General features: G+C 67.7%; 25 protein-coding genes. 15 read left to right on the top strand and 10 right to left on the bottom strand.

Translation table 11 applies throughout. The annotated features are described in order from the left end of the window. Positions 1-8 precede the first annotated feature (8 nt). From C4N9_RS13990 to recR, 3 genes are all read left to right on the top strand, one after another. Positions 9-1760, top strand: coding sequence for a DNA polymerase III subunit gamma/tau (locus tag C4N9_RS13990; RefSeq protein WP_109533958.1), 1752 nt, complete (start codon positions 9-11; stop codon positions 1758-1760). Positions 1761-1836: 76 nt separating this feature from the next. Beyond that, positions 1837-2193, top strand: coding sequence for a YbaB/EbfC family nucleoid-associated protein (locus C4N9_RS13985; protein WP_109533957.1), 357 nt, complete (start codon positions 1837-1839; stop codon positions 2191-2193). Position 2194: 1 nt separating this feature from the next. Continuing rightward, complete coding sequence (gene recR / locus C4N9_RS13980) at positions 2195-2794, top strand: recombination mediator RecR (RefSeq protein WP_109533956.1); 600 nt, start codon at positions 2195-2197, stop codon at positions 2792-2794. A 249-nt stretch (positions 2795-3043) separates the two neighbouring features. On the opposite strand, the gene pgeF is transcribed toward recR, so the two are convergent. From pgeF to lgt, 3 genes are read right to left on the bottom strand one after another with little or no spacing between them, the layout of a single operon-like run. Next, the gene (gene pgeF, locus C4N9_RS13975) at positions 3044-3796 is read right to left on the bottom strand and encodes a peptidoglycan editing factor PgeF (protein ID WP_109533955.1); all 753 of its coding nucleotides are present in this window, start codon (positions 3794-3796) and stop codon (positions 3044-3046) included. Next, a complete protein-coding gene (locus C4N9_RS13970) occupies positions 3793-4878 on the bottom strand; it encodes a class I SAM-dependent methyltransferase (RefSeq protein ID WP_109534075.1) in 1086 nt (361 codons plus the stop codon). Before C4N9_RS13970 ends, pgeF begins: the two co-directional genes overlap by 4 nt. After that, positions 4875-5771 carry a prolipoprotein diacylglyceryl transferase gene (lgt, locus tag C4N9_RS13965; RefSeq protein ID WP_109533954.1) on the bottom strand — a complete coding sequence of 299 codons (897 nt, stop codon included), beginning with the start codon at positions 5769-5771 and terminating at the stop codon, positions 4875-4877. Before lgt ends, C4N9_RS13970 begins: the two co-directional genes overlap by 4 nt. A gap of 158 nt (positions 5772-5929) precedes the next feature. On the opposite strand from lgt, the gene C4N9_RS13960 reads away from it, so the two are divergent. Both C4N9_RS13960 and C4N9_RS13955 read left to right on the top strand, forming a co-directional pair. After that, positions 5930-6178, top strand: a complete 249-nt coding sequence (locus C4N9_RS13960; protein WP_109533953.1) for an accessory factor UbiK family protein — start codon at positions 5930-5932, stop codon at positions 6176-6178. 98 nt (positions 6179-6276) lie between these two features. Then, a complete protein-coding gene (locus C4N9_RS13955; protein WP_109533952.1) occupies positions 6277-6651 on the top strand; it encodes a diacylglycerol kinase in 375 nt (124 codons plus the stop codon). Positions 6652-6669: 18 nt separating this feature from the next. Here C4N9_RS13955 and C4N9_RS13950 read toward each other — a convergent pair whose 3' ends face one another. Continuing rightward, entirely contained in the window at positions 6670-7440 is a 771-nt protein-coding gene (locus tag C4N9_RS13950) for a zinc-ribbon domain-containing protein (RefSeq protein ID WP_168192236.1), read from the bottom strand. Positions 7441-7574: 134 nt separating this feature from the next. Here C4N9_RS13950 and C4N9_RS13945 point away from each other — a divergent pair, with 134 nt between their 5' ends. Genes C4N9_RS13945 through C4N9_RS13925 form a run of 5 tightly spaced genes read left to right on the top strand, consistent with a single transcriptional unit; the run spans position 7575 to position 10881 of the window. Beyond that, a complete protein-coding gene (locus tag C4N9_RS13945; protein WP_109533950.1) occupies positions 7575-8246 on the top strand; it encodes a cell division ATP-binding protein FtsE in 672 nt (223 codons plus the stop codon). Positions 8247-8266: 20 nt separating this feature from the next. Then, positions 8267-9163 (top strand): cell division protein FtsX, encoded by an 897-nt coding sequence (locus tag C4N9_RS13940; protein ID WP_109534074.1) that lies wholly within the window; start codon positions 8267-8269, stop codon positions 9161-9163. Continuing rightward, on the top strand, positions 9163-9900 hold the full coding sequence (locus tag C4N9_RS13935) for a lysophospholipid acyltransferase family protein (RefSeq protein WP_109533949.1): 738 nt from the start codon (positions 9163-9165) through the stop codon (positions 9898-9900). The genes C4N9_RS13940 and C4N9_RS13935 overlap by 1 nt, the downstream gene beginning before the upstream one ends. 1 nt (position 9901) lies before the next feature. Further along, positions 9902-10234 (top strand): TfoX/Sxy family protein, encoded by a 333-nt coding sequence (locus C4N9_RS13930; RefSeq protein ID WP_109533948.1) that lies wholly within the window; start codon positions 9902-9904, stop codon positions 10232-10234. Between the two features lie 44 nt (positions 10235-10278). Continuing rightward, positions 10279-10881, top strand: coding sequence for a pyridoxamine 5'-phosphate oxidase family protein (locus tag C4N9_RS13925; protein WP_109533947.1), 603 nt, complete (start codon positions 10279-10281; stop codon positions 10879-10881). Positions 10882-10896: 15 nt separating this feature from the next. Here C4N9_RS13925 and C4N9_RS13920 read toward each other — a convergent pair whose 3' ends face one another. Then, positions 10897-11382 carry a GNAT family N-acetyltransferase gene (locus tag C4N9_RS13920; protein WP_109533946.1) on the bottom strand — a complete coding sequence of 162 codons (486 nt, stop codon included), beginning with the start codon at positions 11380-11382 and terminating at the stop codon, positions 10897-10899. Continuing rightward, the gene (locus tag C4N9_RS13915; protein WP_109533945.1) at positions 11379-12338 is read right to left on the bottom strand and encodes an acetyl-CoA carboxylase carboxyltransferase subunit alpha; all 960 of its coding nucleotides are present in this window, start codon (positions 12336-12338) and stop codon (positions 11379-11381) included. Before C4N9_RS13915 ends, C4N9_RS13920 begins: the two co-directional genes overlap by 4 nt. Positions 12339-12512: 174 nt before the next feature. On the opposite strand from C4N9_RS13915, the gene C4N9_RS13910 reads away from it, so the two are divergent. The 4 genes from C4N9_RS13910 (at position 12513) to ptsP (ending at position 17382) form a co-directional block, all read left to right on the top strand. Then, positions 12513-12956 carry a DUF1178 family protein gene (locus tag C4N9_RS13910; protein ID WP_109533944.1) on the top strand — a complete coding sequence of 148 codons (444 nt, stop codon included), beginning with the start codon at positions 12513-12515 and terminating at the stop codon, positions 12954-12956. A gap of 166 nt (positions 12957-13122) precedes the next feature. Continuing rightward, on the top strand, positions 13123-13569 hold the full coding sequence (locus C4N9_RS13905) for a hypothetical protein (RefSeq protein ID WP_146195169.1): 447 nt from the start codon (positions 13123-13125) through the stop codon (positions 13567-13569). 141 nt (positions 13570-13710) lie between these two features. After that, complete coding sequence (locus C4N9_RS13900; protein ID WP_109534073.1) at positions 13711-14973, top strand: aspartate kinase; 1263 nt, start codon at positions 13711-13713, stop codon at positions 14971-14973. A 159-nt stretch (positions 14974-15132) separates the two neighbouring features. Further along, entirely contained in the window at positions 15133-17382 is a 2250-nt protein-coding gene (gene ptsP, locus C4N9_RS13895; RefSeq protein ID WP_109533942.1) for a phosphoenolpyruvate--protein phosphotransferase, read from the top strand. A gap of 94 nt (positions 17383-17476) precedes the next feature. Here ptsP and C4N9_RS13890 read toward each other — a convergent pair whose 3' ends face one another. Then, positions 17477-17968, bottom strand: a complete 492-nt coding sequence (locus C4N9_RS13890; protein ID WP_109533941.1) for a GNAT family N-acetyltransferase — start codon at positions 17966-17968, stop codon at positions 17477-17479. Positions 17969-18102: 134 nt separating this feature from the next. Between C4N9_RS13890 and C4N9_RS13885 the strand changes: the two genes are divergently transcribed. Continuing rightward, entirely contained in the window at positions 18103-18711 is a 609-nt protein-coding gene (locus C4N9_RS13885; RefSeq protein ID WP_109533940.1) for a flavin reductase family protein, read from the top strand. A 225-nt stretch (positions 18712-18936) separates the two neighbouring features. On the opposite strand, the gene C4N9_RS13880 is transcribed toward C4N9_RS13885, so the two are convergent. Genes C4N9_RS13880 through C4N9_RS13870 form a run of 3 tightly spaced genes read right to left on the bottom strand, consistent with a single transcriptional unit; the run spans position 18937 to position 21450 of the window. Further along, complete coding sequence (locus C4N9_RS13880; RefSeq protein ID WP_109533939.1) at positions 18937-20349, bottom strand: FAD-binding oxidoreductase; 1413 nt, start codon at positions 20347-20349, stop codon at positions 18937-18939. A gap of 2 nt (positions 20350-20351) precedes the next feature. Beyond that, positions 20352-20876: a DUF1697 domain-containing protein gene (locus C4N9_RS13875; RefSeq protein WP_168192235.1), complete on the bottom strand. Its 525-nt coding sequence runs from the start codon at positions 20874-20876 to the stop codon at positions 20352-20354. Beyond that, positions 20866-21450, bottom strand: a complete 585-nt coding sequence (locus C4N9_RS13870; protein WP_109534072.1) for a GNAT family N-acetyltransferase — start codon at positions 21448-21450, stop codon at positions 20866-20868. Before C4N9_RS13870 ends, C4N9_RS13875 begins: the two co-directional genes overlap by 11 nt. Between the last annotated feature and the right edge of the window lie 11 nt (positions 21451-21461).

Raw genomic sequence — 21461 nt, 5'->3', positions numbered from 1 at the left:
GGAATTCGATGAGTCAGACCTACCAGGTTCTCGCCCGCAAGTACCGCCCGGAAACCTTTGCCGACCTGATCGGGCAAGAGGCGATGGTGCGCACGCTGAAAAACGCCTTCGCGGCCGACCGCATCCACCATGCCTTCGTGATGACCGGCATTCGCGGCACCGGCAAGACGACGACCGCGCGGATCATCGCCAAGGGGCTGAACTGCGTGGGTCCGGACGGCAACGGCGGCCCCACGACCGAGCCCTGCGGCGTCTGCGAGCCCTGCCGCGCGATCACCGAGGGGCGGCATGTCGACGTGATGGAGATGGACGCCGCCAGCCGCACGGGCGTGGGCGACATCCGCGAGATCATCGATTCCGTGGCCTACCGGGCGGCCAGTGCGCGCTACAAGATCTACATCATCGACGAGGTGCACATGCTCTCGAACAGCGCGTTCAACGCGCTGCTCAAGACACTGGAAGAGCCGCCCGCGCATGTGAAATTCATCTTCGCCACGACCGAAATCCGCAAGGTGCCCGTCACCGTGCTGTCGCGCTGCCAGCGCTTCGACCTGCGGCGGATCGAACCCGAGGTGATGATCGCCCATCTGCAAAAGATCGCCGGCAAGGAAAACGCGCAGGTCGCGGACGAGGCGCTGGCGCTGATCGCGCGCGCCGCCGAAGGCTCGGTGCGCGACGCGATGAGCCTGCTCGATCAGGCGATCAGCCACGGCGCGGGCGAAACCGGCGCCGATCAGGTGCGCGCGATGCTGGGCCTGGCCGACCGGGGACGTGTGATGGACCTGTTCGAGGCGGTGATGCGCGGCGACGCGGCGGGCGCGCTGGAAGAGCTGGCGGCGCAATATGCCGACGGCGCCGATCCGGTCGCCGTGCTGCGCGACCTGGCCGAGATCACGCATTGGGTGAGCATCATCAAGGTCACGCCCGGCGCGGCCGAGGATCCGACCGTCAGTCCCGACGAGCGCCAGCGCGGCAGTGATCTGGCCGGGCGGCTGGATCTGCGGATCCTTGCGCGGATGTGGCAGATGCTGCTGAAATCGCTGGAAGAGGTGGCGATGGCGCCAAACGCGATGATGGCCGCCGAAATGGCGATCATCCGCATGACGCATGTCGCCGACCTGCCCACCCCCGACGAGCTGATCAAGCGCCTGCAGGACAGCCCGCCGCCGCCCTCTCCGGGCGGCGGGGGCAGCGGTGGCGCAGCCGCGCCGGGCATGGGCGGCGGCGCGCAGGCCATGGGACGCGGCGCCCCGATGCGCGGCGGCGGTGGTGGTGTTGGTGGCGGCGGAGGAGGTGCGCAGGCGGCGCTGGCCGGGCAGGTCAACGCGCTGGCGCAGTATGCGACCTTCGACAGCGTCGTGACCCTGATCCGCGAGCGGCGTGACATCCGGCTGCTGACCGAGGTCGAGACCTGCCTGCGGCTGGTGCGGTATTCGCCCGGGCGAATCGAGTTCGAACCCACCGACAACGCCGCCCCCGATTTCGCCGCGCGGCTGGCCGGACGTTTGCAGAACTGGACCGGCGCGCGCTGGGGCGTGTCGATCGCGCAGGGCGGCGGGCAGACCATCGCCGAGGTGCAGGCGGCCGAAGAAGCTGCCCGCAACGCGCAGGCGATGGAGGACCCGCTGGTCAAGGCGATTTTCGACGCCTTCCCGGGCGCCAGAATCACCGCCTTCCGGGCGCCGGCCGAGACCGTGCAGGACGTCGCCGAAAGCGCCCTGCAAGAGGTCGAGGACGAATGGGATCCGTTCGAGGACTGAGCGCCCTCGCCTTGCGGGTCGCGGGGCCGGTGCCTACATGGTCACCAACACGGAACACGGACCACGGGAGCAGATCATGCTGAAGGGATTGGGCGGCCTCGGTGGCTTGGGCGATATGTCCAAGATGATGAAGGCCGCACAGGAAATGCAGGACAAGATGGCGGAGCTGCAGACCCGTCTGGACGACACGATCGTCGACGGGGAATCCGGCGCCGGGCTGGTGCGCGCCACGGCGAATGCCAAGGGCGTGCTGAAAAGCCTGTCCATCGACCCGTCGATCTTTTCCGCCGACGACAAGGAAGTGGTCGAGGACCTGATCCTTGCCGCGATCAAGGATGTTCAGTCCCGCGCGCAAGAGCGCACCAAGTGGGAGATGGGCAATCTGGCCGAATCGATGGGCCTGCCGCGCGACATGAACCTGCCGGGGATGTGACGTGGCGAAAGCGCCGGGCGAGATCGAGGCGCTGATCGCGCTCATGTCGCGGCTGCCCGGGCTTGGCCCCCGCAGCGCCCGGCGCGCCGTGCTCGCCATGCTGAAAAAGCGCGGGCTGGTAATGGAACCGCTGGCGCAGGCGCTGACTCGCGTGGCGCAGAGTGCGCGCGATTGCCAGGTCTGCGGCAATATCTCGGATCACGACATATGCCCGATCTGCGCCGACGAGGCGCGCGCGACCGGCATTGTCTGCGTGGTCGAGGATGTGAGCGATCTATGGGCGATGGAGCGCGCGGGCGGCTTCAAGGGGCGCTACCACGTTCTGGGCGGGACACTGTCAGCCTTGGAATCGGTGGGGCCCGAAACCCTGCGCATTCCGGCGCTCGAGGAACGGATCGGCGCCGAGGGGATCAGCGAGGTGATCCTCGCGCTCAATGCCACGGTCGAGGGCCAGACCACCGCGCATTACATCGCCGAAACGCTCGCGCCCACCGGCGTCTCGGTCAGCGCGCTGGCGCGGGGCCTGCCGATGGGGGGCGAGCTGGATTATCTCGATGACGGGACGATTGCCGCGGCGCTCGCCGCGCGGCGGCAGCTCTGATCAGGCATAGTCCGCGTCGTATTGCCGGACCCTCAGCCGCCGCGTCGGAACCAGATGCCGGGGCTTCGCCCAGGGAAGCGGAAACCGCGCCGCAGCGCTTTCGGTGACGACCCATTGGGCCCAGCGCGACCTTGCCATCGAGAATGTCCTTGCCTGCCGGCGCGCTTTGGCGCCTTTCCCCGACAGACTGACCCCGAAATGAGGCTAAAACGCGGCAAAGAGCGGGATTCTTTCCGATCAGGAAACGGATCAGAGCCGGATGGCCGAAATCAGCCGCCCGTAATCGGCTTGCTTCTGATGCACCGACCGGCGGTAGGAATAGAATTGCTCGGGGCTGGAATAGGTGCAGTGGCGGCTCCAGCTGGCGGCACCGATGCCAGCATCGCGCAGCCGTTTCAGCCCGAAGCCCGGCAGGTCGAACAGGTAGCGGTCGCCGTCGCCATTGGCAAAGAACCATTCCGAGTCAGGGTCTTCGGCCAGGAAGGCGTCCAGAAATTCCGGCCCGACCTCATAGGCGCGCTGGCTGATGCACGGCCCGATCACCGCAGCGGTTTCGCTCCGGTCGCCGCCCAGATCCTCGATCGCATCGAGCGTCGCCTCAAGGATGCCGCCCAGCGCCCCCTTCCAGCCCGCATGGACCGCGCCGACGATCCCGGCCGAGGGATCGTGCAGCAGGACCGGCATGCAATCGGCGGTCAGGATCGACAGCGCGAGGCCCGGCACATCGGTGACCATCGCATCGCCCTCGCCCTGCTCGCCCAGTCCGGTGACCGTCACGACCTTGGCCGAATGCACCTGCCGCACGCCGACCAGCGCCTCGGGCGGAACGGCCATCGCGGCGGCAACGCGGGCGCGGTTGATCGCCACCACCTCGCGCTGATCGGTCGAACCGCCGCCGCAATTCAGCCCGGCAAACACCCCCGACGACGCCCCGCCCCGGCGCGTGAAAAAGCCGTGGCGGACGTCCGAGAGGTCGTCAGATGTCAGGATTTCCAATGTCATCCGTCATCCTTGGCTGCGGAACGGGCGGCGAAACCGGGTGGAAAAGGGGCACCATCAGGCACCAACGCAAGCGCTTTGAACAACGTTCCCATTTCCTCGGCATGGGTCAAGCGGCGAAACGCGGCGATATGCGCGTCGAGCGCCGCACCGTCGAGCGATTGCGCCAGCCGCGCCGCGCGCGCCTCGATCCCCAGAGCGGCCAGCAGCACCCCCTGCGGCATCAGCGCGCTGGCGCTCAGAGGAACGGCAAACCGCGCAAGGGCTTCGAAATCGACATGCGCGGTCAGGTCGGCCTGCCCCGGACGGGCGAAGGGATCGGCATAGGCGTGGTTCTCAAGCGCCTGGAACGTGTCCCCTTTCGAGCGCCAGTTGCCGTAATCCACGATCAGCGCCGCGCCGCCCTGGCGGGCGACGCGGCCCGCGACGGCCTCGATCGCCGGGCGGGCGGCGGGGCAGGTTTCTACGATATCGCCGTCCCGCGTGTCGATCAGGCGATGCTGCAACTCGGCCAGGGGCGCGCGCGGCGACAGGCCGGGGACAAGGGCGTCACCTTGCAGGCCCACGACGACCTCGCGCCAGCCGTCGCCGTCGCGGCGAAACTGGCGAATCGGCAGGGCGTCGAAGAACTCGTTGGCCACGAACCAGGTCGGCGCCTCGGGCAGCGCATCGAGGCTTTCCAGCCAGTCGACCGGCGCCCCCGTCAGCCGCTCGGCCTGGGCCTTGCGCAGGACGGGGGAGGCCTCGATCAGCCGGATCGTCACGCGGTCGTGGAAGCCCGGCACGCCCCGGGTGGCGCGCCAGATATCGGCCATCAGCGTGCCCCGGCCCGGACCGGCCTCGGCCAGAACGGCGCGCGGGGCGCCTTGGTCGAGCCAGCTTTGCGCCAGGCACAGGCCGATCAGCTCGCCGAACATCTGGCTGATTTCCGGCGCGGTGGTGAAATCCCCCGCCGCGCCCAGCGGATCGCGCGTGGCGTAATAGCCATGCGCGGGGTTGAGCAGGCATTCGGCCATATACTCGGCCAGCGAGAGCGGGCCCGCCGCGGCGATGCGGCGCGCAAGGATGCCGGCCAGTGCGGTCATGCGGGCGCCGGGCGCGCGCGCCGCGACCACAGGATCAACGCGATGCCGATCAGCACCATGGGCAGGCTCAGCGTCTGGCCCATGGTCAGCCCGAATTCGCCCAGCCGGATCACGTATCCTTCGGGGTCGCGGGCCAGGAACTGGTCGTCGGGCATACGCCAGAACTCGACGGCGATGCGCGACAGGCCATAGATCGTCAGGAAAACCCCGGTGATGAACCACGGCTGCTTCAGCCCGCCACGCCGCGTCACCAGATACCAGATCACCAGCCCCAGAAGCAGGCCTTCCAGCCCCGCCTCGTAAAGCTGAGTGGGGTGGCGCGCGCAGATGCCCGGCCATTCGGGAGGGCAGACGCTGCCCATGCCCGGGAACACGACGCCCCAGGGCAGGTTGGTGGGATGGCCCCAGAGTTCGGCATTGATGAAATTCGACAGCCGCCCCAGCCCCAGCCCGACCGGAATCACCATCGCCATGGAATCGCCGACCGCCGAGGCCGGGATACCGTTGCGGCGCGCGAACAGGAAACCCGCCAGCGTGGCGCCCGCCAGCCCGCCATGGAAGGACATGCCGCCCTCCCAGACCTGCAGGATCTGCAGCGGGTGGGACAGGTAATAGCTCGGCTGGTAGAACAGCACGAAGCCCAGCCGCCCGCCCAGGATCACGCCAAGGATGATCCAGGTCAGCAGGGATTCCACATGCACCGGCGTCATCGGCGCCGTGTCGCCGCGCCACAGATGCGGGCGTTTCACCGCCGCGACGATCAGCCGCCAGCCGATCACGAAGCCCGCGATATAAGCCAGCGCGTACCAGCGCAGGGCGAAGGTGAAAAAGCCCAGATCCAGCGAAAAGATCTCGGGGCGGAGATAGGAAGGAAAGTCGATGACCAGATGCATGGTGGTCCTGTTTGCTTTGCAACGGGTTTCCCGTGGCGGCCCCCGGAAGTCAACCGGGCGGCTCGGCTGCCTGTAAGCCAAAGGCAGCCCGGTTGCCCAACCTTGCGCTGCCCGCCGGCCCGTCCCATATAGGTGGCAAGCCAGTAAAGGAGCGCCCGATGCAGCCCGGCAACAAGATCTTCGACGACCTGTCGAAACTGATGACCAATGCGATGGGTGTCGCCCAAGGCGCCCGGACCGAGGCCGAAACCGCGATGAAATCGCTGATGGATCGCTGGTTGGCCGATCGCGACTTCGTCACGCGCGAGGAATTCGACGCGGTGCGCGCGATGGCCCAGAAGGCGCGCGAGGAAAACGAGTCGCTCAAGGCGCGCATCGACGCGCTGGAATCGCGCCTGAACGGCTGAGCGCCCGGCGGGGCAAGACCGCCCCCGCTTCACAGCATTGTCATCCCGGCTTAACCTGCGCCTGACCCCTTCGCGGGGTGTGCGTCGGGGAGGACGGGATGAAGGCGTGGCTTGCCGCCGAGGCGCGGCGGTTCTGGGGGACCTGCGTCTATTCGTGGCGGGGCTGGCGCGCCGCCTGGGCCTCGGAGAAAACGCTGCGGCAATGGACGTTGGCCAATGCGCTGTCTATCGCTGCCGCGCTGCTTCTGCCGCTCAGCCCCGGGGAACGCGCGCTGATCGTCGCGCTGGGGCTCTTGTTGCTGGCCGCCGAACTGATGAACACTGCGATCGAGACGGTGGTGAATCAGCTCTCTCCCCAACGGCATCCGCTGGCCGCCAAGGCCAAGGATTGCGGCAGCGCCGCCGTCGCCCTGACCGCTATCGCGGCGGGCGCAGCCTGGGTTTTCGTGCTGTGGGGGCTCTGGGTGGACTGAGGGTCAGCCGCCCGGCCGTCAACCGCCGAGCAGATTGCGCAGCGCCCCCGCCATCGAGGCGCGCAGGCTGTCCACCAGCCCGACATAGGACAGAAGCGGCCCGCGCAGGAACGGCACCGCGTTCGAGATCATCGGCGCCAGAAGATACAGCACGGTCAGGGCGATGACGATCAGCACGACCAATGACAGGCCCCGGCGGAACCCCTTGCCGTCCTCGTCGTCCTCGTCGTAGCCGTCCTCGTCGCGCTCGCTGCCGGGTTCCAGCGTCGAGGTCAGTTCCTCGATATCCGGCAGAAGCTTGCGGCGGCTGACCGGCGTTTCCTCGGCGCGGGTATCCTCGGTCGCGGTTTCTTCGGGCTCGTCGGGCGGCGCGGGATCGTCCTCGCCATACACGCGCGAGGGCGCGGCTTTCGAGCGTTGCGGCCGCGTCAGGCCCAGATCGCCCTGCGTCTCGATCCCGCCGCGCGCGCGCTTGCGCTCGCCCATCTCGCGCTCGGCCTCTTCGCGCAACACGTCGAGCACCGTCTTGTCGATGCGCGGCGCGGCCTGCGGCCGCCCGGGCACCGGGCCCTGCGCGTCGTCATCGTCGCCCAACGCGCCCCCGGTCTCGAAATCCTCGTCATCCTCGTCGTCGTCGAGATCGGCGGCGCGCATCTGCAGCGCGACATCCATCGGATATTGATACCATGTGTGACCGCAGGCCGAGCACTGCACGTCACGCCCGCCCTTGGGAATGACCTTTTCATCCACCTCGTACTGCGCATTGCAGTTGGGACAGGTCAGTCTCATCGGGACTCCTTGGGACGATTTTTGCCGTTTGCCTGCCACGGCCATTGGCTCTGCTCACCGGACGTTGTAGCAATCCCCATGTCAACTTCCAAGGGCGCAGCCCGCGTTTCGACTGCTCGCAAAGGGGTTAACTTGTGATCCGATTGGCGAACGTCTCGCACGATTATGGCGGGCGCGGCTTGTTGAAGAATATCGACCTGCATATCGCGCCGGGGGCCTTTCATTTCCTCACCGGGCCGTCCGGTGCTGGCAAATCCACGCTTCTCAAACTGTGTTACGGAGAATTGCGGCCCAATGACGGCGATGTCGAACTTTTCGGCCAGCCGCTTTCCGCGCTGAGCCGCGACGCGCTGGCCGATACACGCCGGCGCATCGGGGTCATCCACCAGGATTGCCAGTTTCTCGACCATCTGAGCCTCGCCGAGAACGTGGCGCTGCCCTTCGTCGCCACCGGCCGCCAGGTCCCCGAGGCCGATCTGCGCGAATTGCTGGCCTGGGTCGGGCTGGCGGGACAGGCCGACAGCCTGCCGCCCACCCTGTCGGGCGGCGAGCGTCAGCGCGCGGCACTGGCACGGGCGGTGATTATGTCGCCCGAAGTCGTGCTGGCCGACGAGCCCACGGGCAATGTCGACCCCGAGATGTCGCAGCGCCTGCTGTCGCTTCTGGTCGAGCTCAACCGCATGGGCACGGCGGTGATGATCGCCACCCACGACCTGCCCTTGATTCGCAGCGCCAAGACGATGGTTTCGGCGCGGGTGTTGCGAATCGTCGATCAGGGCCTTCAATCAGCCGGGAGCGATTTGTGAGCGACGCCAAGCCCCGCATCCTGCGCGCCAAGGGCGGCGCGCGCCGCACGCCCGGTTTCGCCGACCCCGCCGGGATCGTCCCCGCGACCGGCTCGGCCGCGTGGCTGACCGCGCTGATCTCGGCGGCGATGGCCTTCCTGGCCGTCTTCGCGCTGGCGATGTCGCTCAGCTCCAGCCAGCTGGCGCAGCGCTGGTCCGACACCCTGTCGCAAAGCGCGACGCTGCGGATCTCGGCCCCGCCCAGCGAGCTTGAGGCGCAGACACAGGCGGTGCTGGAAATCCTGCGCACCACGCCCGGCGTGCAATCGACCCGCGTGATGGACGAGGACGAGCAACGGCGCCTGCTGGAACCGTGGTTCGGCCCCGACCTGCCGGTCGAGTCGCTCGCCCTGCCCCGCCTGATCGAGATCGCCGAAGAGCCCGGCGGCTTCGATTCCGTCGGGCTGCGGATGCGGCTCGCGACCGAGGCGCCGGGTGCGGTGCTGGACGACCATACCCGCTGGCGCCGCCCGCTGGTTCAGGCCGCGGCGTCGCTGCGCGGGCTGGCCTGGTTCGCCGTGGCGCTGATCGCGGTGATGGTGGCGGCGATGATCACGCTGGCCGCCGGGTTCTCGCTGGCGGCGAATGCGCAGGTCATCCGCGTTTTGCGGCTGGTGGGCGCGCGCGACCTGTTCATCGCCCGCGCCTTTACCCGGCGCTTTACGCTGCGGGTCTTTCTGGGGGCGGCGGCGGGCACGTTTCTGGGCCTCGGGGCCTTCGCCATCCTGCCGGTGGCCGGCGATGCCGGGTTCTTCACCGGGCTGGGCTTTCAGGGCGCGGGCTGGCTGACGCCGCTGATCATTCCGCCCGTTGCCGCGCTGATCGGCTGGGCGGCGACGCGCGCCGCGGCGATGCGCGTTCTGAAAAGGGACACCTGATGGGCTACGCATTCCAGTGGCTGCGCTCGCTGATCTTTACCGCGCAGGCCTATGCGATGATGGTGCCAATGGCGGTGGTCTTCCTGCCCTGGGCGATGGTCAGCCGCAAGGGCGCCTGGGCGGCGGTCCATGCATGGACAAGCTGGGTGCGCTGGACAGCATCCTGGATGATCGGGCTGAAATCCGAGATCCGCGGCCCGATCCCCGAAGGCGAGGTGATGATCGCCGCGAAGCATCAGAGCTTTTTCGACATCATCCTGATCTGCAACGTGCTGCCCCGCCCCAAATTCATCATGAAAAAGCAGCTCGTCTGGGCGCCGATCCTGGGCTGGTACGCGCTGCGCATCGGCTGCGTGCCGGTGGATCGCGGGCGGCGCGGGGCGGCGATCAAGGCGATGGTCGAGCAGGTGAACTCCGGCAAGCTGGAACCCGGCCAGCTGATCATCTTCCCGCAGGGCACGCGCGTCGCGCCGGGCGTGAAGCAGGATTACAAGGTCGGCGTCGCGGTCCTGTACCAGGAACTGGGCGCCCCGGTGGTGCCCGCCGCCTGCAATGTCGGCGTGTTCTGGCCGCGGCACGCGGTCTATCGCAAGCCCGGCCTCGCGGTGGTCGAGTTCGGCCCGCCGATCGAGCCGGGGATGCCCTTGCGCGACTTCCTCGGGCGGGTCGAACAGGTCGTTGAAGAGCGGTCGGACGCGCTGATGGCCGAGGCGGGCTTCCCGCAGATCGGGCGCTGAGTTGGCCAGCAGCGCCGAAACCGTGGCGTTCATGCGCGAACAGCTTTCCGGAGCCGGCATGGTCGAGGCGAAGCGCATGTTCGGCGAATGGGGTCTCTACCTGGACGGCAAGTTCATCGGCGTGATCTGCGACGACACGCTCTATCTGAAGGATCTGCCGGGCGCGCGCGCGGCCTTCCCCGAGGCCGAGACCGCACCCCCCTATCCCGGCGCGAAGCCCGCGCTTGTCGCCTCGCCGCTTCTGGACGAACCCGAGCGCCTGTGCCGGGTCGCCCGCGCGGTCTGGGACGACTTGCCCGTGCCCCGGCCGAAGACGCCGCGCAAGAAGCCCTGAGGCGCAGGCGCCCGACGCGTTGACAGGAAGACAAGGAGCGCAGGATGAGCTGGATCACCGATATGGCCGCGCTGGAGGCGCTTTACGACACGCCCGCCGAGGCCACGCAGATCAAGGTCACCTCCCGGCTGACCCCGGCCTATACGCGCTGGATCGAAGCCTCGCGTTTCTGCTTTCTGGCCAGCGTCGGCCCCGAGGGCACCGATTGCACGCCGCGCGGCGATGACGGCCCGGTGGTGCAGATCGCCGATCCCGGGACGCTTCTGCTGCCCGACTGGCGCGGCAACAACCGCATCGACAGCTTGCGCAACATCCTGCGCGACGGTCGGGTGTCGCTGTCTTTCATGGTCCCCGGCTCGACCAATGTGGTGCGGGTGAACGGCACAGCGCGGCTATCGACCGATACCGCGCTCACCGGCCGTTTCGAGCGAAAGGGGCAGCGCCCGAAGCTGGTGATCGTCATCGCGGTGGCCGAGGTCTACGTGCAATGCGCGCGGGCGCTGATCCGCTCGGGCCTGTGGCGGCGCGACGACAGCGAGGGACTGCCCAGCGTGGGCGGCATCCTGTCCGAGATCACGGCAGGCGCCTTCGACGGCGCGGCGTATGACACGGCCTGGCCCAAGCGCGCTGCGGAAACGATGTGGTGAGGCTCGGGCGCGGCGTCAGACCGCGCGCTTGTGCTTGATGCGGTCGACGGGCGTGCCATCCGCCAACGGCACCGCGCGCATGACGTCGTATTCGACGAAGCCCATCTTGGTGTAATAAGCCAGCCCCGGCACGTTATCGGCGCGGATCGTGGCGTTCATCGCCACCAGACCCAGCGCCCGCGCCCGGGCCAGCGTGGCCGCGAACAGCGCGGTGCCCGCACCCGGCACGCGGGGCACCTGCCGCGTGAAGCTGCCGATATCGCCCCAGCCTTCGGGCAGGTCCGGGCTGCGGTAAAGCCCCTGAAAGCCCACCGGCTCTGCATCCAGCGTCACCACGTGGCAACACAGCACCCCGGGTCCGCCCAGGCTGTACTCCCACAGCCGCGCCGGCGTGAACGGGGTTTCGTTCGCCGTGGTGCCGCCCGCCGCGATGATCGCGTTGATCACCGCGCAGAGCGGTTCTGCATCGGTCTCGACCGGCGGCCGGACCTGCAGGCTCACGCAGCGAGGCCCTTCTTGCCCATATCGAGGTATTTCTGCCGCCGCGCCTTGATCAGCTCGTCGCCGCTCTTGCCGTCGAATTTCGACAGCACCTCGTCCAGCGCCTTGCCGACCGAGGCGATCGTGCCCTTGCGGTCGCGCTGCGCGCCGCCCCTTGGTTCGGCGATGATCTGGTCGATGACGCCGAGCTTCAGCAGGTCCTGCGCGGTCAGGCGCATGGCTTCCGCCGCCTCGCGCATCTTCTCGGAATCCTTCCACAGGATCGAGGCGCAGCCTTCGGGCGTAATGACCGAATAGACCGAGTGTTCCAGCATCAGGATCCGGTCGGCGGTGGCCAGCGCGACCGCACCGCCCGAGCCGCCCTCGCCGATGATGACCGAGATCACCGGGACGCCGACTTGCAGGCATTTCTCGGTCGAGCGCGCGATCGCCTCGGCCTGACCGCGTTCCTCGGCGCCCTTGCCGGGATAGGCGCCGGGCGTGTCGACCAGCGTGACCACCGGTAGGCCGAACCGCGCGGCCAGATCCATCAGACGGATCGCCTTGCGATAGCCCTCGGGGCGCGCCATGCCGAAATTGCGTTCGATCCGCGACTTGGTGTCAGAGCCTTTTTCCTGCCCGATCACCACGACGGGCCGGTCATTCAGTCGCGCAAGGCCACCCATGATGGCGTGATCGTCCGCGAAGTTCCGGTCGCCCGCGAGCGGCGTGTATTCGGTGAACAGCGCGTCGATGTAATCCTTGCAATGGGGCCGGTCCTGATGCCGCGCGACCTGACATTTGCGCCACGGCGACAGGTTCTTGTACAGATCGTTCAGAAGCTGCTCGGCCTTCTTGTCCAGCGCTTCGGCTTCCTTCTCGACATCCATCTCGGGCGTGGTCTGGGCCATGGCACGCAGCTCGGCGGCCTTGCCTTCGATCTCGGCGAGGGGTTTCTCGAATTCAAGGTAATTCATCGACGGCACCTGTTGTGACGGCTTCTATATGCAATGCCTCATGCGGTGTTGCAACCGATCCCGTCCCCTGAGCGTCGCGCAGACCCGTCCGTCAGGCCCGGTTCCGCCGGATCCCCGCTTGCACAAGCGCGCGGAAATTCTATTTTGTGCACGGTCTAAGGGGATGATGCCGCGATGATCCGCTACAGTCTGCAATGCGATCAGGGACATGTTTTCGAAAGCTGGTTCGCCTCGGCTTCGGCCTATGACGCGCTGGCAAAGGGCAAGCATCTGAGCTGCGCGCATTGCGGCAGCCCGAAGGTGGAAAAGGCGCTGATGGCGCCCTCGGTTTCCAGCACCGAAAACGACGGCGGCAAACCCGCACAACCCCGCCCCGCCGCGCCGCTGGGCCCGCGCAACGCCGTGGAAGAGCGGATCGCGGCCTTCCGCAAACATATCGAGACGACGTCGGATTACGTGGGCGACAATTTCGTGCGCGAGGCACGGGCGATTCATCTGGGCGAAAGCCCCGAGCGTCCGATCTGGGGCGAAGCGAAGATCGAGGAGGCGCGCGCGCTGGCCGAAGAAGGCGTGCCCGTGGCCCCCCTGCCCTTCATGAGCAAGGCCCGCACCAACTGAGGCGGGCAGCATGAGGGGCCGCGCTGACATTGTTCGGGTTTTGTTAACCATGATCGACAAAGCCCGCGATGGTTAACAAGACGTCAACAAAGAAACCCGAAACCGGCGCAATCTCGCCATAATGCCCGCGTCAATCTGGGACATCGCCCTTCACGCAGGTGTCGCCATGACCGTCTCGACCAAGTTCTCGCCCGCCCGCTTTCCGCAATCCCCTGTCGCCCGGCCACGCCGCTCGGGGCGCGTCGACTGGGTCGTACCGCTGGCCGCCGTGATCGGTCTGGGGCTGGCCGGTCTGGCCGCGATGCGCGCGGGCGGCAGCGAGATGAATGCCGCGCCGATGCTCAACCGCGCCTCTCTGGTGCCGATCTCGGCCCCTGCAGAGCCGGGGGCACCGCGCATCCACCAGGCGATCGGCACCGACAGCCGCGCCATCAGCCGCTGCGACGCGGTCAGCGGCGATTGTCGGATGCTGCCGGTCGAGGATACGCGCTACCGCATGAGCGATGGCAGCGAATGGCTGGCGCGCACCGCGTTCGACGATGCCGGGCAGATCGAATACACGCTGTGGTACGACGGGTCCGGCGCCATGGTCGGCGCGCCTCTGGGCCTGTAAGCAGGCCCGCGCCGACACGGCACGAAACGCCTTTCGGGGCCTGATTTTCCTGTCGCTGCGGCCCTTGCGCCATCCCCCACCCGCGCGTAAGACGAGCGCGCGCTGCACAAGGTGTGCGGCATGCGTCTTGCGGGGGTATTCATGCCGATCCTTGTGATGAAATTCGGCGGCACGTCGGTCGCCGATCTGGACCGGATCGCCAATGCGGCCGAGAAGGTCAAACGCGAGGTCGAGCGGGGCTATGACGTGATCGTCATCGTCTCGGCCATGTCCGGCAAGACCAACGAACTGGTGCGCTGGGTCAACGAGACCTCGCCCTTCTACGATGCGCGCGAATACGACGCCGTCGTGTCCTCGGGCGAGAACGTGACCGCCGGGCTGATGGCGCTGCGCCTGCAGGAAATGGGCGTCTCGGCGCGCAGCTGGCAGGGCTGGCAGGTGCCGATCAACACCACCTCGGCGCATGGCGCGGCCCGCTTCGAATCCATCCCGCGCGAGAATATCGACGCCAAATTCGCCGAAGGCTTCAAGGTCGCCGTCGTGGCAGGCTTCCAGGGTCTCAGCCCCGAGGGCCGGATCACCACGCTGGGCCGGGGCGGCAGCGACACCACCGCCGTGGCCTTCGCCGCCGCGTTCGAGGCCGAGCGCTGCGACATCTATACCGATGTCGACGGCATCTACACGACCGATCCGCGCATCACCTCGAAAGCGCGCAAGCTCGACAGGATCAGCTTCGAGGAGATGCTCGAACTGGCCTCGCTGGGCGCGAAGGTGCTGCAGACCCGCTCGGTCGAGCTGGCGATGCGCTACAAGGTGCGCCTGCGGGTGCTGTCCTCGTTTGATGAAACCGATGAAACGTCCGGCACGATTGTCTGCGACGAGGAGGAAATCATGGAATCGAAAGTCGTCTCCGGCGTCGCCCATTCGCGCGACGAAGCCAAGATCACCCTCTTCACCATCGAGGACCGCCCCGGCATCGCCGCCGCGATCTTCGGACCGCTGGCGGATGCGGGCGTGAATGTCGACATGATCGTGCAGAACATCTCGGAAAAGGATTACGACGACGATCACCCGGGCGCGGTTACCGACATGACCTTCTCGTGCCCCGTCGATCAAGTCGCCCGCGCCAAGAAGGCGATGGAAGAGGCCAAGGCAGGCGGCAAGATCAACTATGAAGAGCTGATCATCGACACCGACGTGTCGAAAGTGTCGGTCGTGGGGATCGGCATGCGCAGCCATGCCGGCGTCGCCGCGAAGATGTTCCAGGCGCTGTCGGCGGACAATATCAACATCAAGGTGATCGCCACCTCCGAGATCAAGATCTCGGTTCTGATCGACCGACGCTACATGGAACTTGCCGTGCAGACGCTGCACGACGCGTTCGGACTCGACCGCGCTTCGTGACCGCGCTTTGAGCAATGGCACCGAAAGACGAATGCGCCGTCAGCATTCGCCTTTCGGGCCACCAGCGGGCATGGGGCCGTCGCAAAGCCGTTTCCATTCCGCCATAAGTTGATCTAAGGTCCAGTCGCCCCAACGCTTGTGAACAGGACAGCCGCACAGATGCAGGACCGGAGCGAAAGCGAAAGCCGCCGACTGCTGCGCCGACTGCGCGATACGCTGGCCGAGCCCGCGCGCGGACAGGAAAGGCTGGACCGGATCGTCGGCATGATCGCCGAATCCATGCGCACGGATGTGTGCTCGATTTATCTGTTCCGCGACCGCGAAACGCTTGAACTCTGCGCCACGCGCGGTCTGAAGGCGGAATCGGTGCATCGCACGCGGATGCGTCTGGGCGAGGGTCTGGTGGGCCGCGTCGCGCGCACGGCGACCGCCGTGAACACCGCCGATGCCCCCGCCGAACGCGGTTTCCGCTACATGCCCGAGACCGGCGAAGAGATCTATCCCAGCTTTCTCGGCGTGCCGATCCAGCGGCTGGGCGAAAAGCTGGGCGTGCTGGTCGTACAGTCGCGCGACGCCCGGCTGTTTTCGGATGACGAGATCTATGCGCTCGACGTGACGGCCATGGTGCTGGCCGAAATGACCGAACTGGGCGCTTTCACCAGCGACGACACGCCGATGGCCTCGGCCCACAAGCATCCGGTGATGCTGCGCGGCGGCTCGGGACAGGAAGGCACCGCCGAAGGGCAGGTCTGGCTGCACGAACCGCGCGTCGTGGTGACGAACCTCGTCAACGACGACCCGGCCGCGGAAAGCGAGCGCCTGCGCGCCGCTGTCGACCGTCTGCGGGTGTCGGTCGACGATCTGATGAATGCGGCCGGCACCGCCGACAAAGAGCATCGCGACGTTCTCGAAGCCTACCGCATGTTCGCCAATTCGCGCGGCTGGCTGCGGCGGATGGAGCAGTCGATCGAAAGCGGCCTGTCCGCCGAGGCGGCGGTCGAGAAGGAACAATCCGAGGCCCGCGCGCGGCTGCAGGTGGTCCCCGATCCCTATCTGCGCGACCGGCTGCACGATCTGGACGATCTGTCCAACAAGCTTTTGCGCATCCTGACCGGACAGGGCAGCGATACCGGCGCGCAGATGCCCGAGCGCCCGATCCTGGTCGCGCGCAATATCGGCCCCGGCGAGCTCTTGGAATACGGCAAGCGGCTGAAGGGCGTGGTGCTGGAAGAGGGCTCGGTCGGCTCTCACGCCGCCGTGGTCGCCCGCGCGCTGGCCATTCCGCTGGTGGTCCATGCCGAGGGCATCACCACCGAGGCGCTGACCGGCGACAGCATCATCGTCGATGGCGACGAGGGCGTCGTGCATCTGCGCCCCGATGACAGCGTCGCCGCCGCCTATCGCGACAAGATCGTCATGCAGACGCAGGCGGCCGCGCGGTTCGCCGAGCTGCGCGACAAGCCTGCCTCGGACCGCAAGGGCACCCGCGTTTCGCTTGCCATGAATGCGGGGATCATGGCCGACCTGCCCTCGCTGGCGGGATCGGGCGCCGAAGGCGTGGGCCTGTTTCGCACCGAGCTGCAATTCCTGTTGCGCAATTCGATGCCCCGCCGCGCCGATCTGGCTGCGCTCTATGCGCGGGTGCTGAAGGCGGCGGACGGGCGGCGGGTGATCTTCCGCACGCTCGATATCGGTTCGGACAAGGTCATGCCCTACATGAACCGTCCCGAGGAACCGAACCCCGCCATGGGCTGGCGCGCGGTGCGCGTGGGGCTGGACAAGAAAGGCGTGATGCGGATGCAGCTTCAGGCGCTGATCCGCGCCTCGAACGGACGCCCGCTCTGCGTGATGTTCCCGCTGGTCGCCAATTTCGAAGAATTCCGCACCGCGCGCGAACTCTTGCTGCGCGAGATCGAGCGCGAGGCGCATCTGGGCCATCCCCTGCCCGAAAAGCTGGAAATCGGCGCGATGCTGGAAACCCCCAGCCTCGCCTTCGCGCCCGATGCCTTCTTCAAGCTTGCCGATTTCGTGTCGATCGGCGGCAACGACCTGAAACAGTTCTTCTATGCCGCCGACCGCGAAAACGAACTCGTCCGCCGGCGCTATGACACGCTGTCGCTGAGCTTCATCACCTTCATCCAGAAGATCGTCAAACGCTGCGCCGATAACGGCACCGCGCTCAGCTTCTGTGGCGAGGATGCGGGCCGCCCGGTCGAAGCGCTGACCCTCGCGGGCGCGGGCCTGCGCAGCCTGTCGATGCGCCCGGCCTCGATCGGCCCGGTCAAGGACCTGATCCTGCGTTCGGACCTGGACGAGGTCGCGGCGATCATCGAACACGCCAAGGAACAAGGCGAGGATACGCTGCGCCGCTCGATGATCGACTATATCCGCAGCCTGCCCATCGGCTGAGCCGGGGGCCTGAAGCGCGGGGCTGAAGCTGAGGGCAGGCCCGGAACACTTAATCGGGGCTGCGCGCCCGTGCCCCCGCGCGCGCAATGGCACCTCAGTGGATGTCGATCCAGCGCGTGACGGCGCCCCGCACCCCCTGCCAGGCACCGGGCGTCAGCTCCAGCCCCAGAACCCGCTCGGGGTTGGTGGGCGGCGGCATGACCACGCCCTCGAGCTTCTGAAACCCGAACCGGCCGTAATAGGGCGCGTCGCCCACCAGCATGACGCGGTCCCAGTTGTAGCGCGTGGCACGGCGCAGGCTTTCACGGATCAACAGTCCCGCCAGCCCCTCGCCCTGTCGCGTCGGGTGCACGGCGACGGGCCCCAGAAGCAACGCGGGCGTTCCCCCCACGCGTACCGGCCAGTAACGGATGACCCCTGCCAGCGCCTCGGTCTCGTCCCACAGGCACAGGCAGAGCTGCGCGACGGGCGGCACGTCGTCGCGCAGACGATACGAGGACAGGGCCGTGCGGCCCGGCGCGAAACACAGATCGTAGAGCGCCTCGACCTCCCACCAATCGGCGGGTTCTTCCTGTTCCAGATCCATGCCAGCTCCAGATCTAGGGGCGCCTCGGGATCGCGCAGAACAAGCCCGGCCAAACTGTCTGGACTCGGCCCTAGCACGCGTTAAATCCAAGATCAAATCCCCGCAGCGCCCCGCTGCGCCCGCGAAGGAAACCCATGTTCTACCGCCCCGCCGACGGCCACGGCCTGCCGCATAACCCGTTCAACGCCATCGTCTCGCCCCGGCCCATCGGCTGGATCTCGACCCGCGATGCCGAGGGCCACGACAATCTCGCGCCCTATTCCTTCTTCAACGCCGTCGCCTATGTGCCGCCGCAGGTGATGTTCGCCTCGACCGGCGCCAAGCCCGACCGGCCGGCCAACAAGGACAGCGTCGCGAATATCCGCGAGACCGGGGTATTCTGCGTCAATGTCGTGTCGAAAGCGCTGCTGATGGCGATGAATACCAGCTCGGGGGCATGGGACCGTGAAGTGGACGAATTCTCGCTCGCGGCCCTTGAGCGGGGCGAATGCGACACGATTGCCTGTTCCTATGTCAGGGACGCCCCCGCCACGCTGGAATGCCGCATGACGCAGATCGTCGAGCTGGGCGGCAAGGACAACACGATGGTGATCGGCGAGGTTACGGGCATCCGGCTGCACGACGATTGCCTGGTCGACGGACGCTTCGCCTACGAGACCTTCACCCCGGTGGGCCGGCTGGGCTATCGCGACTACGCCTATGTCGACGACCCGTTCCAGCTGGCGCGTCCCGGGGAACGCTGACGGAGAACGCACCGGGAAGCGAGGGGGCGGCCGCCCCCTCGCGCTCCCCTGCCCAGGAGGGGGAGCACGCTCCCCCTCCTGGACCTCCCCCGTGAGTATTTGAGACAAAGTGAAGCCCCTTCATTCTGCCTTAAATACTCGGATCCTCGCGTCTGCGCGGCTTGCGGCCGGGACATTGCCCGCGCGCGCGAGCGGGGTGGGTGGGCGGGAGCGACGCGCGCGCGCCTATCCGCCGAGGACCGCGCCGGGATTGAGGATACCCGCCGGGTCGAGCGCGGATTTGATCGCGCGCATGGTCGCGACTGCGACCGGATCGACATAACGCTGCAGATCCGCCGTCTTCAGGCGCCCGACCCCGTGCTCGGCGCTGACCGAACCGCCGAAGGAATGCACCAGGTCGTGCACCGTCCCGATCACCTGCGGGCGCAGCGCCTCGTAGGCGTCGCGCGATTTCCCGGGGGCAGGGAAGACGTTGTAATGCAGATTGCCGTCGCCCACATGGCCGAAGCAATTGATCCGCATATCCCCCAGCGCACCCAGCGCCGGCCCCGCGCGGTCGATGAAATCCGGCAGCGCGGCCAGGGGCAGCGAGACATCGTGGCTGGCCACCGCGCCGATCTTGCGATTGGCCTCGGGGATCGCTTCGCGCAGACGCCAGAACTGGGCGCGCTGTGCCTCGGAACTGGCGATGACCCCGTCGAGCGCGAGCCCGGCTTCGGCGGCGTCCCCGAACAGCGCCTCGAGTTCCGCGGCCGGGTCTAGCGACGCCACCAGCCCCAGATCCACCAGAACCATCCAGTCGGGGATCTGCGCGAAGGGTTGCCGGATCTCGGGCATGACCTCGGACAGGAAGCGCGGCCCCTGTCCGCCGATCAGTTCGAACCCCGACACGCCCTCGCCCAGCCGCGCCTGCGCCAGCGCGAGCAGGCTCAGCGCCGCCTGCGGAGAGGGCACCACGATCATCGCCGCCCCGGTGCGTGCGGGGCGCGGGAACAGCCGCAGCGAGGCCGCGGTGATCACGCCCAGCGTGCCCTCGGAACCGATCAGCAGGTGGCGCAGATCGTAGCCCATGTTGTTCTTGCGCAGCCGTTTGAGCCCGTGCATCACGCGGCCGTCGGCCATCACCGCCTCGATCCCCAGGCAGAGGTCGCGCATATTGCCCCAGCGCAGCACGCCCGTGCCGCCCGCATTGGTGCCCAGCAGCCCGCCGATCCGCGCCGTGCCCTCGGATCCCAGCGACAGCGGGAACAGCCGGTCCGCCGCTTCGGCCGCCGCCTGCACCTCGGCCAGGATGCAGCCCGCTTCGGCCACCAGGACCCCGCCTTCGGGCTCGATCAGGCGAAGGGCGTTCATCCGTTCCAGCGACAGAAGCAACGGCGCCGGCCCGCCGGTCATCACCTGGCCACCGACCAGTCCCGTGCCGCCGCCATAGGGCACGATGCCGACCCGGGCGGCCTGTGCGGCGCTCACGATCGCCGAGACCTCGTCCACTGAGGCCGGGCAGGCCACCGCGCCCGCCTGCCCCCGGTAGCGCCCGCGCGGTTCGCTCAGGTAGCGGTCGTCGGCCGGCCGGAGAGTGCCTTCGGGCAGGGTCGCCTCGAGCGCCTGCAGAAAGGCGCCGTCGCAGGGGGAGAGCATGGTCAAAGCTCCTCGGCCAGTGTGAGGATTGCCCGGCAGACGCGGGGATTGCGCATCGTCAGCGGCGCGCCCACGGCTTTCTCGGCGCCGGCGGCGAGTTTCGAGCGACCGACGCCATGCGGCAGATGCAGGTAAATCGCCACCTCGCTCGCCTGCCAGGCCTCGTCGCCCTGGGTCAGCCCGTCGAGCCGACGGTCATCGATGGCAGCGGGGCGGGCAAGGAAGCCGATCTGCGCGGTGTCATCGCCAAAGGGATTGGCGGCAAGGATCGCGGCGAAGGCGGGCGGATCGAAGATCAGCGCTTCGGGCGCGACGGGGAAATCGGCGGCGAGGGCCTGCGCGATATCGGCGCCAAGACCGGCGCGGCGGGCGGGGTCGCGGAACACCGCGTTGCCGCTCTGGATATGCGTCGTTACCTTTTCAAGCCCCAACCCGGTCAGAGCCGCGCGCAGATCGGCCATCGGCAGCTTGCGGTTCGATCCGACATTCACGCCCCTCAGCAGCAGGATCCGCCGGTCATCCGACATCCGTTCTCCCCCTCCGGTCGCCCCGGAGGTTGGCATAGAGCACGTGGTTGCGCCAGCGTCCGTTGATCTGCAGATAGCTCTGCGCGACGCCCTCGTATTTGAAGCCGCATTTTTCCAGGACCGCGCGCGAGGCCGCGTTTTCGGGCAGGCAGGCGGCTTCGATCCGGCTGATATCGAGCTCGGTAAAGGCGTGGTGCACGACCGCGTTCAGTGCCTCGCGCATGTAGCCGTGGCGCGCGAAGGGTTCACCGATCCAGTAGCCGACCGTTCCGACCTGCGCGGGGCCCCGGCGGATATTGTCGAGCGTGATCGCGCCCAAAAGCTGGTCGTCGGCGCGCCGCACAAGGAACAGCGGCAGGCCCGTACCCTGCTGGCGCACCCGCGCGGCCCATTGCACGCGCCCGGTAAAGGCGCGGCGGTGCAGGTGGTCTTCGGACCATGTGGGCTCCCAAGGTACCAGGAACGCCGCCGAGGACGCGCGCAGGGCCGTCCACATGCGGAAATCCGAATGCTCGGGCAGACGCAGCACCATCCGTTCGGTGTCCAACCGGAATCGTCGTCTCGACGCCAGCAGGAACCCCGCCA

This window comes from Pararhodobacter marinus, from assembly GCF_003122215.1.
GTDB lineage: Bacteria > Pseudomonadota > Alphaproteobacteria > Rhodobacterales > Rhodobacteraceae > Pararhodobacter > Pararhodobacter marinus.
The sequence above is the reverse complement of the archived record's forward strand: the minus strand, read 5'-3'. Positions and strand labels throughout refer to the sequence as shown.

What these genes read in the sequence shown, in the direction of transcription:
- C4N9_RS13905 (WP_146195169.1), top strand. Translation starts at nt 13,123, where the DNA reads ATGACCGTCTCGACCAAGTTCTCGCCCGCCCGCTTTCCGCAATCCCCT.
- C4N9_RS13880 (WP_109533939.1), bottom strand. Translation starts at nt 20,349, where the DNA reads ATGCTCTCCCCCTGCGACGGCGCCTTTCTGCAGGCGCTCGAGGCGACC.
- lgt (WP_109533954.1), bottom strand. Translation starts at nt 5,771, where the DNA reads ATGCATCTGGTCATCGACTTTCCTTCCTATCTCCGCCCCGAGATCTTT.
- C4N9_RS13900 (WP_109534073.1), top strand. Translation starts at nt 13,711, where the DNA reads ATGCCGATCCTTGTGATGAAATTCGGCGGCACGTCGGTCGCCGATCTG.
- C4N9_RS13970 (WP_109534075.1), bottom strand. Translation starts at nt 4,878, where the DNA reads ATGACCGCACTGGCCGGCATCCTTGCGCGCCGCATCGCCGCGGCGGGC.
- C4N9_RS13910 (WP_109533944.1), top strand. Translation starts at nt 12,513, where the DNA reads ATGATCCGCTACAGTCTGCAATGCGATCAGGGACATGTTTTCGAAAGC.
- C4N9_RS13955 (WP_109533952.1), top strand. Translation starts at nt 6,277, where the DNA reads ATGAAGGCGTGGCTTGCCGCCGAGGCGCGGCGGTTCTGGGGGACCTGC.
- C4N9_RS13885 (WP_109533940.1), top strand. Translation starts at nt 18,103, where the DNA reads ATGTTCTACCGCCCCGCCGACGGCCACGGCCTGCCGCATAACCCGTTC.
- C4N9_RS13950 (WP_168192236.1), bottom strand. Translation starts at nt 7,440, where the DNA reads ATGAGACTGACCTGTCCCAACTGCAATGCGCAGTACGAGGTGGATGAA.
- C4N9_RS13890 (WP_109533941.1), bottom strand. Translation starts at nt 17,968, where the DNA reads ATGGATCTGGAACAGGAAGAACCCGCCGATTGGTGGGAGGTCGAGGCG.
- C4N9_RS13935 (WP_109533949.1), top strand. Translation starts at nt 9,163, where the DNA reads ATGGGCTACGCATTCCAGTGGCTGCGCTCGCTGATCTTTACCGCGCAG.
- C4N9_RS13990 (WP_109533958.1), top strand. Translation starts at nt 9, where the DNA reads ATGAGTCAGACCTACCAGGTTCTCGCCCGCAAGTACCGCCCGGAAACC.
- C4N9_RS13925 (WP_109533947.1), top strand. Translation starts at nt 10,279, where the DNA reads ATGAGCTGGATCACCGATATGGCCGCGCTGGAGGCGCTTTACGACACG.
- C4N9_RS13875 (WP_168192235.1), bottom strand. Translation starts at nt 20,876, where the DNA reads ATGTCGGATGACCGGCGGATCCTGCTGCTGAGGGGCGTGAATGTCGGA.
- C4N9_RS13960 (WP_109533953.1), top strand. Translation starts at nt 5,930, where the DNA reads ATGCAGCCCGGCAACAAGATCTTCGACGACCTGTCGAAACTGATGACC.
- ptsP (WP_109533942.1), top strand. Translation starts at nt 15,133, where the DNA reads ATGCAGGACCGGAGCGAAAGCGAAAGCCGCCGACTGCTGCGCCGACTG.
- C4N9_RS13915 (WP_109533945.1), bottom strand. Translation starts at nt 12,338, where the DNA reads ATGAATTACCTTGAATTCGAGAAACCCCTCGCCGAGATCGAAGGCAAG.
- pgeF (WP_109533955.1), bottom strand. Translation starts at nt 3,796, where the DNA reads ATGACATTGGAAATCCTGACATCTGACGACCTCTCGGACGTCCGCCAC.
- C4N9_RS13985 (WP_109533957.1), top strand. Translation starts at nt 1,837, where the DNA reads ATGCTGAAGGGATTGGGCGGCCTCGGTGGCTTGGGCGATATGTCCAAG.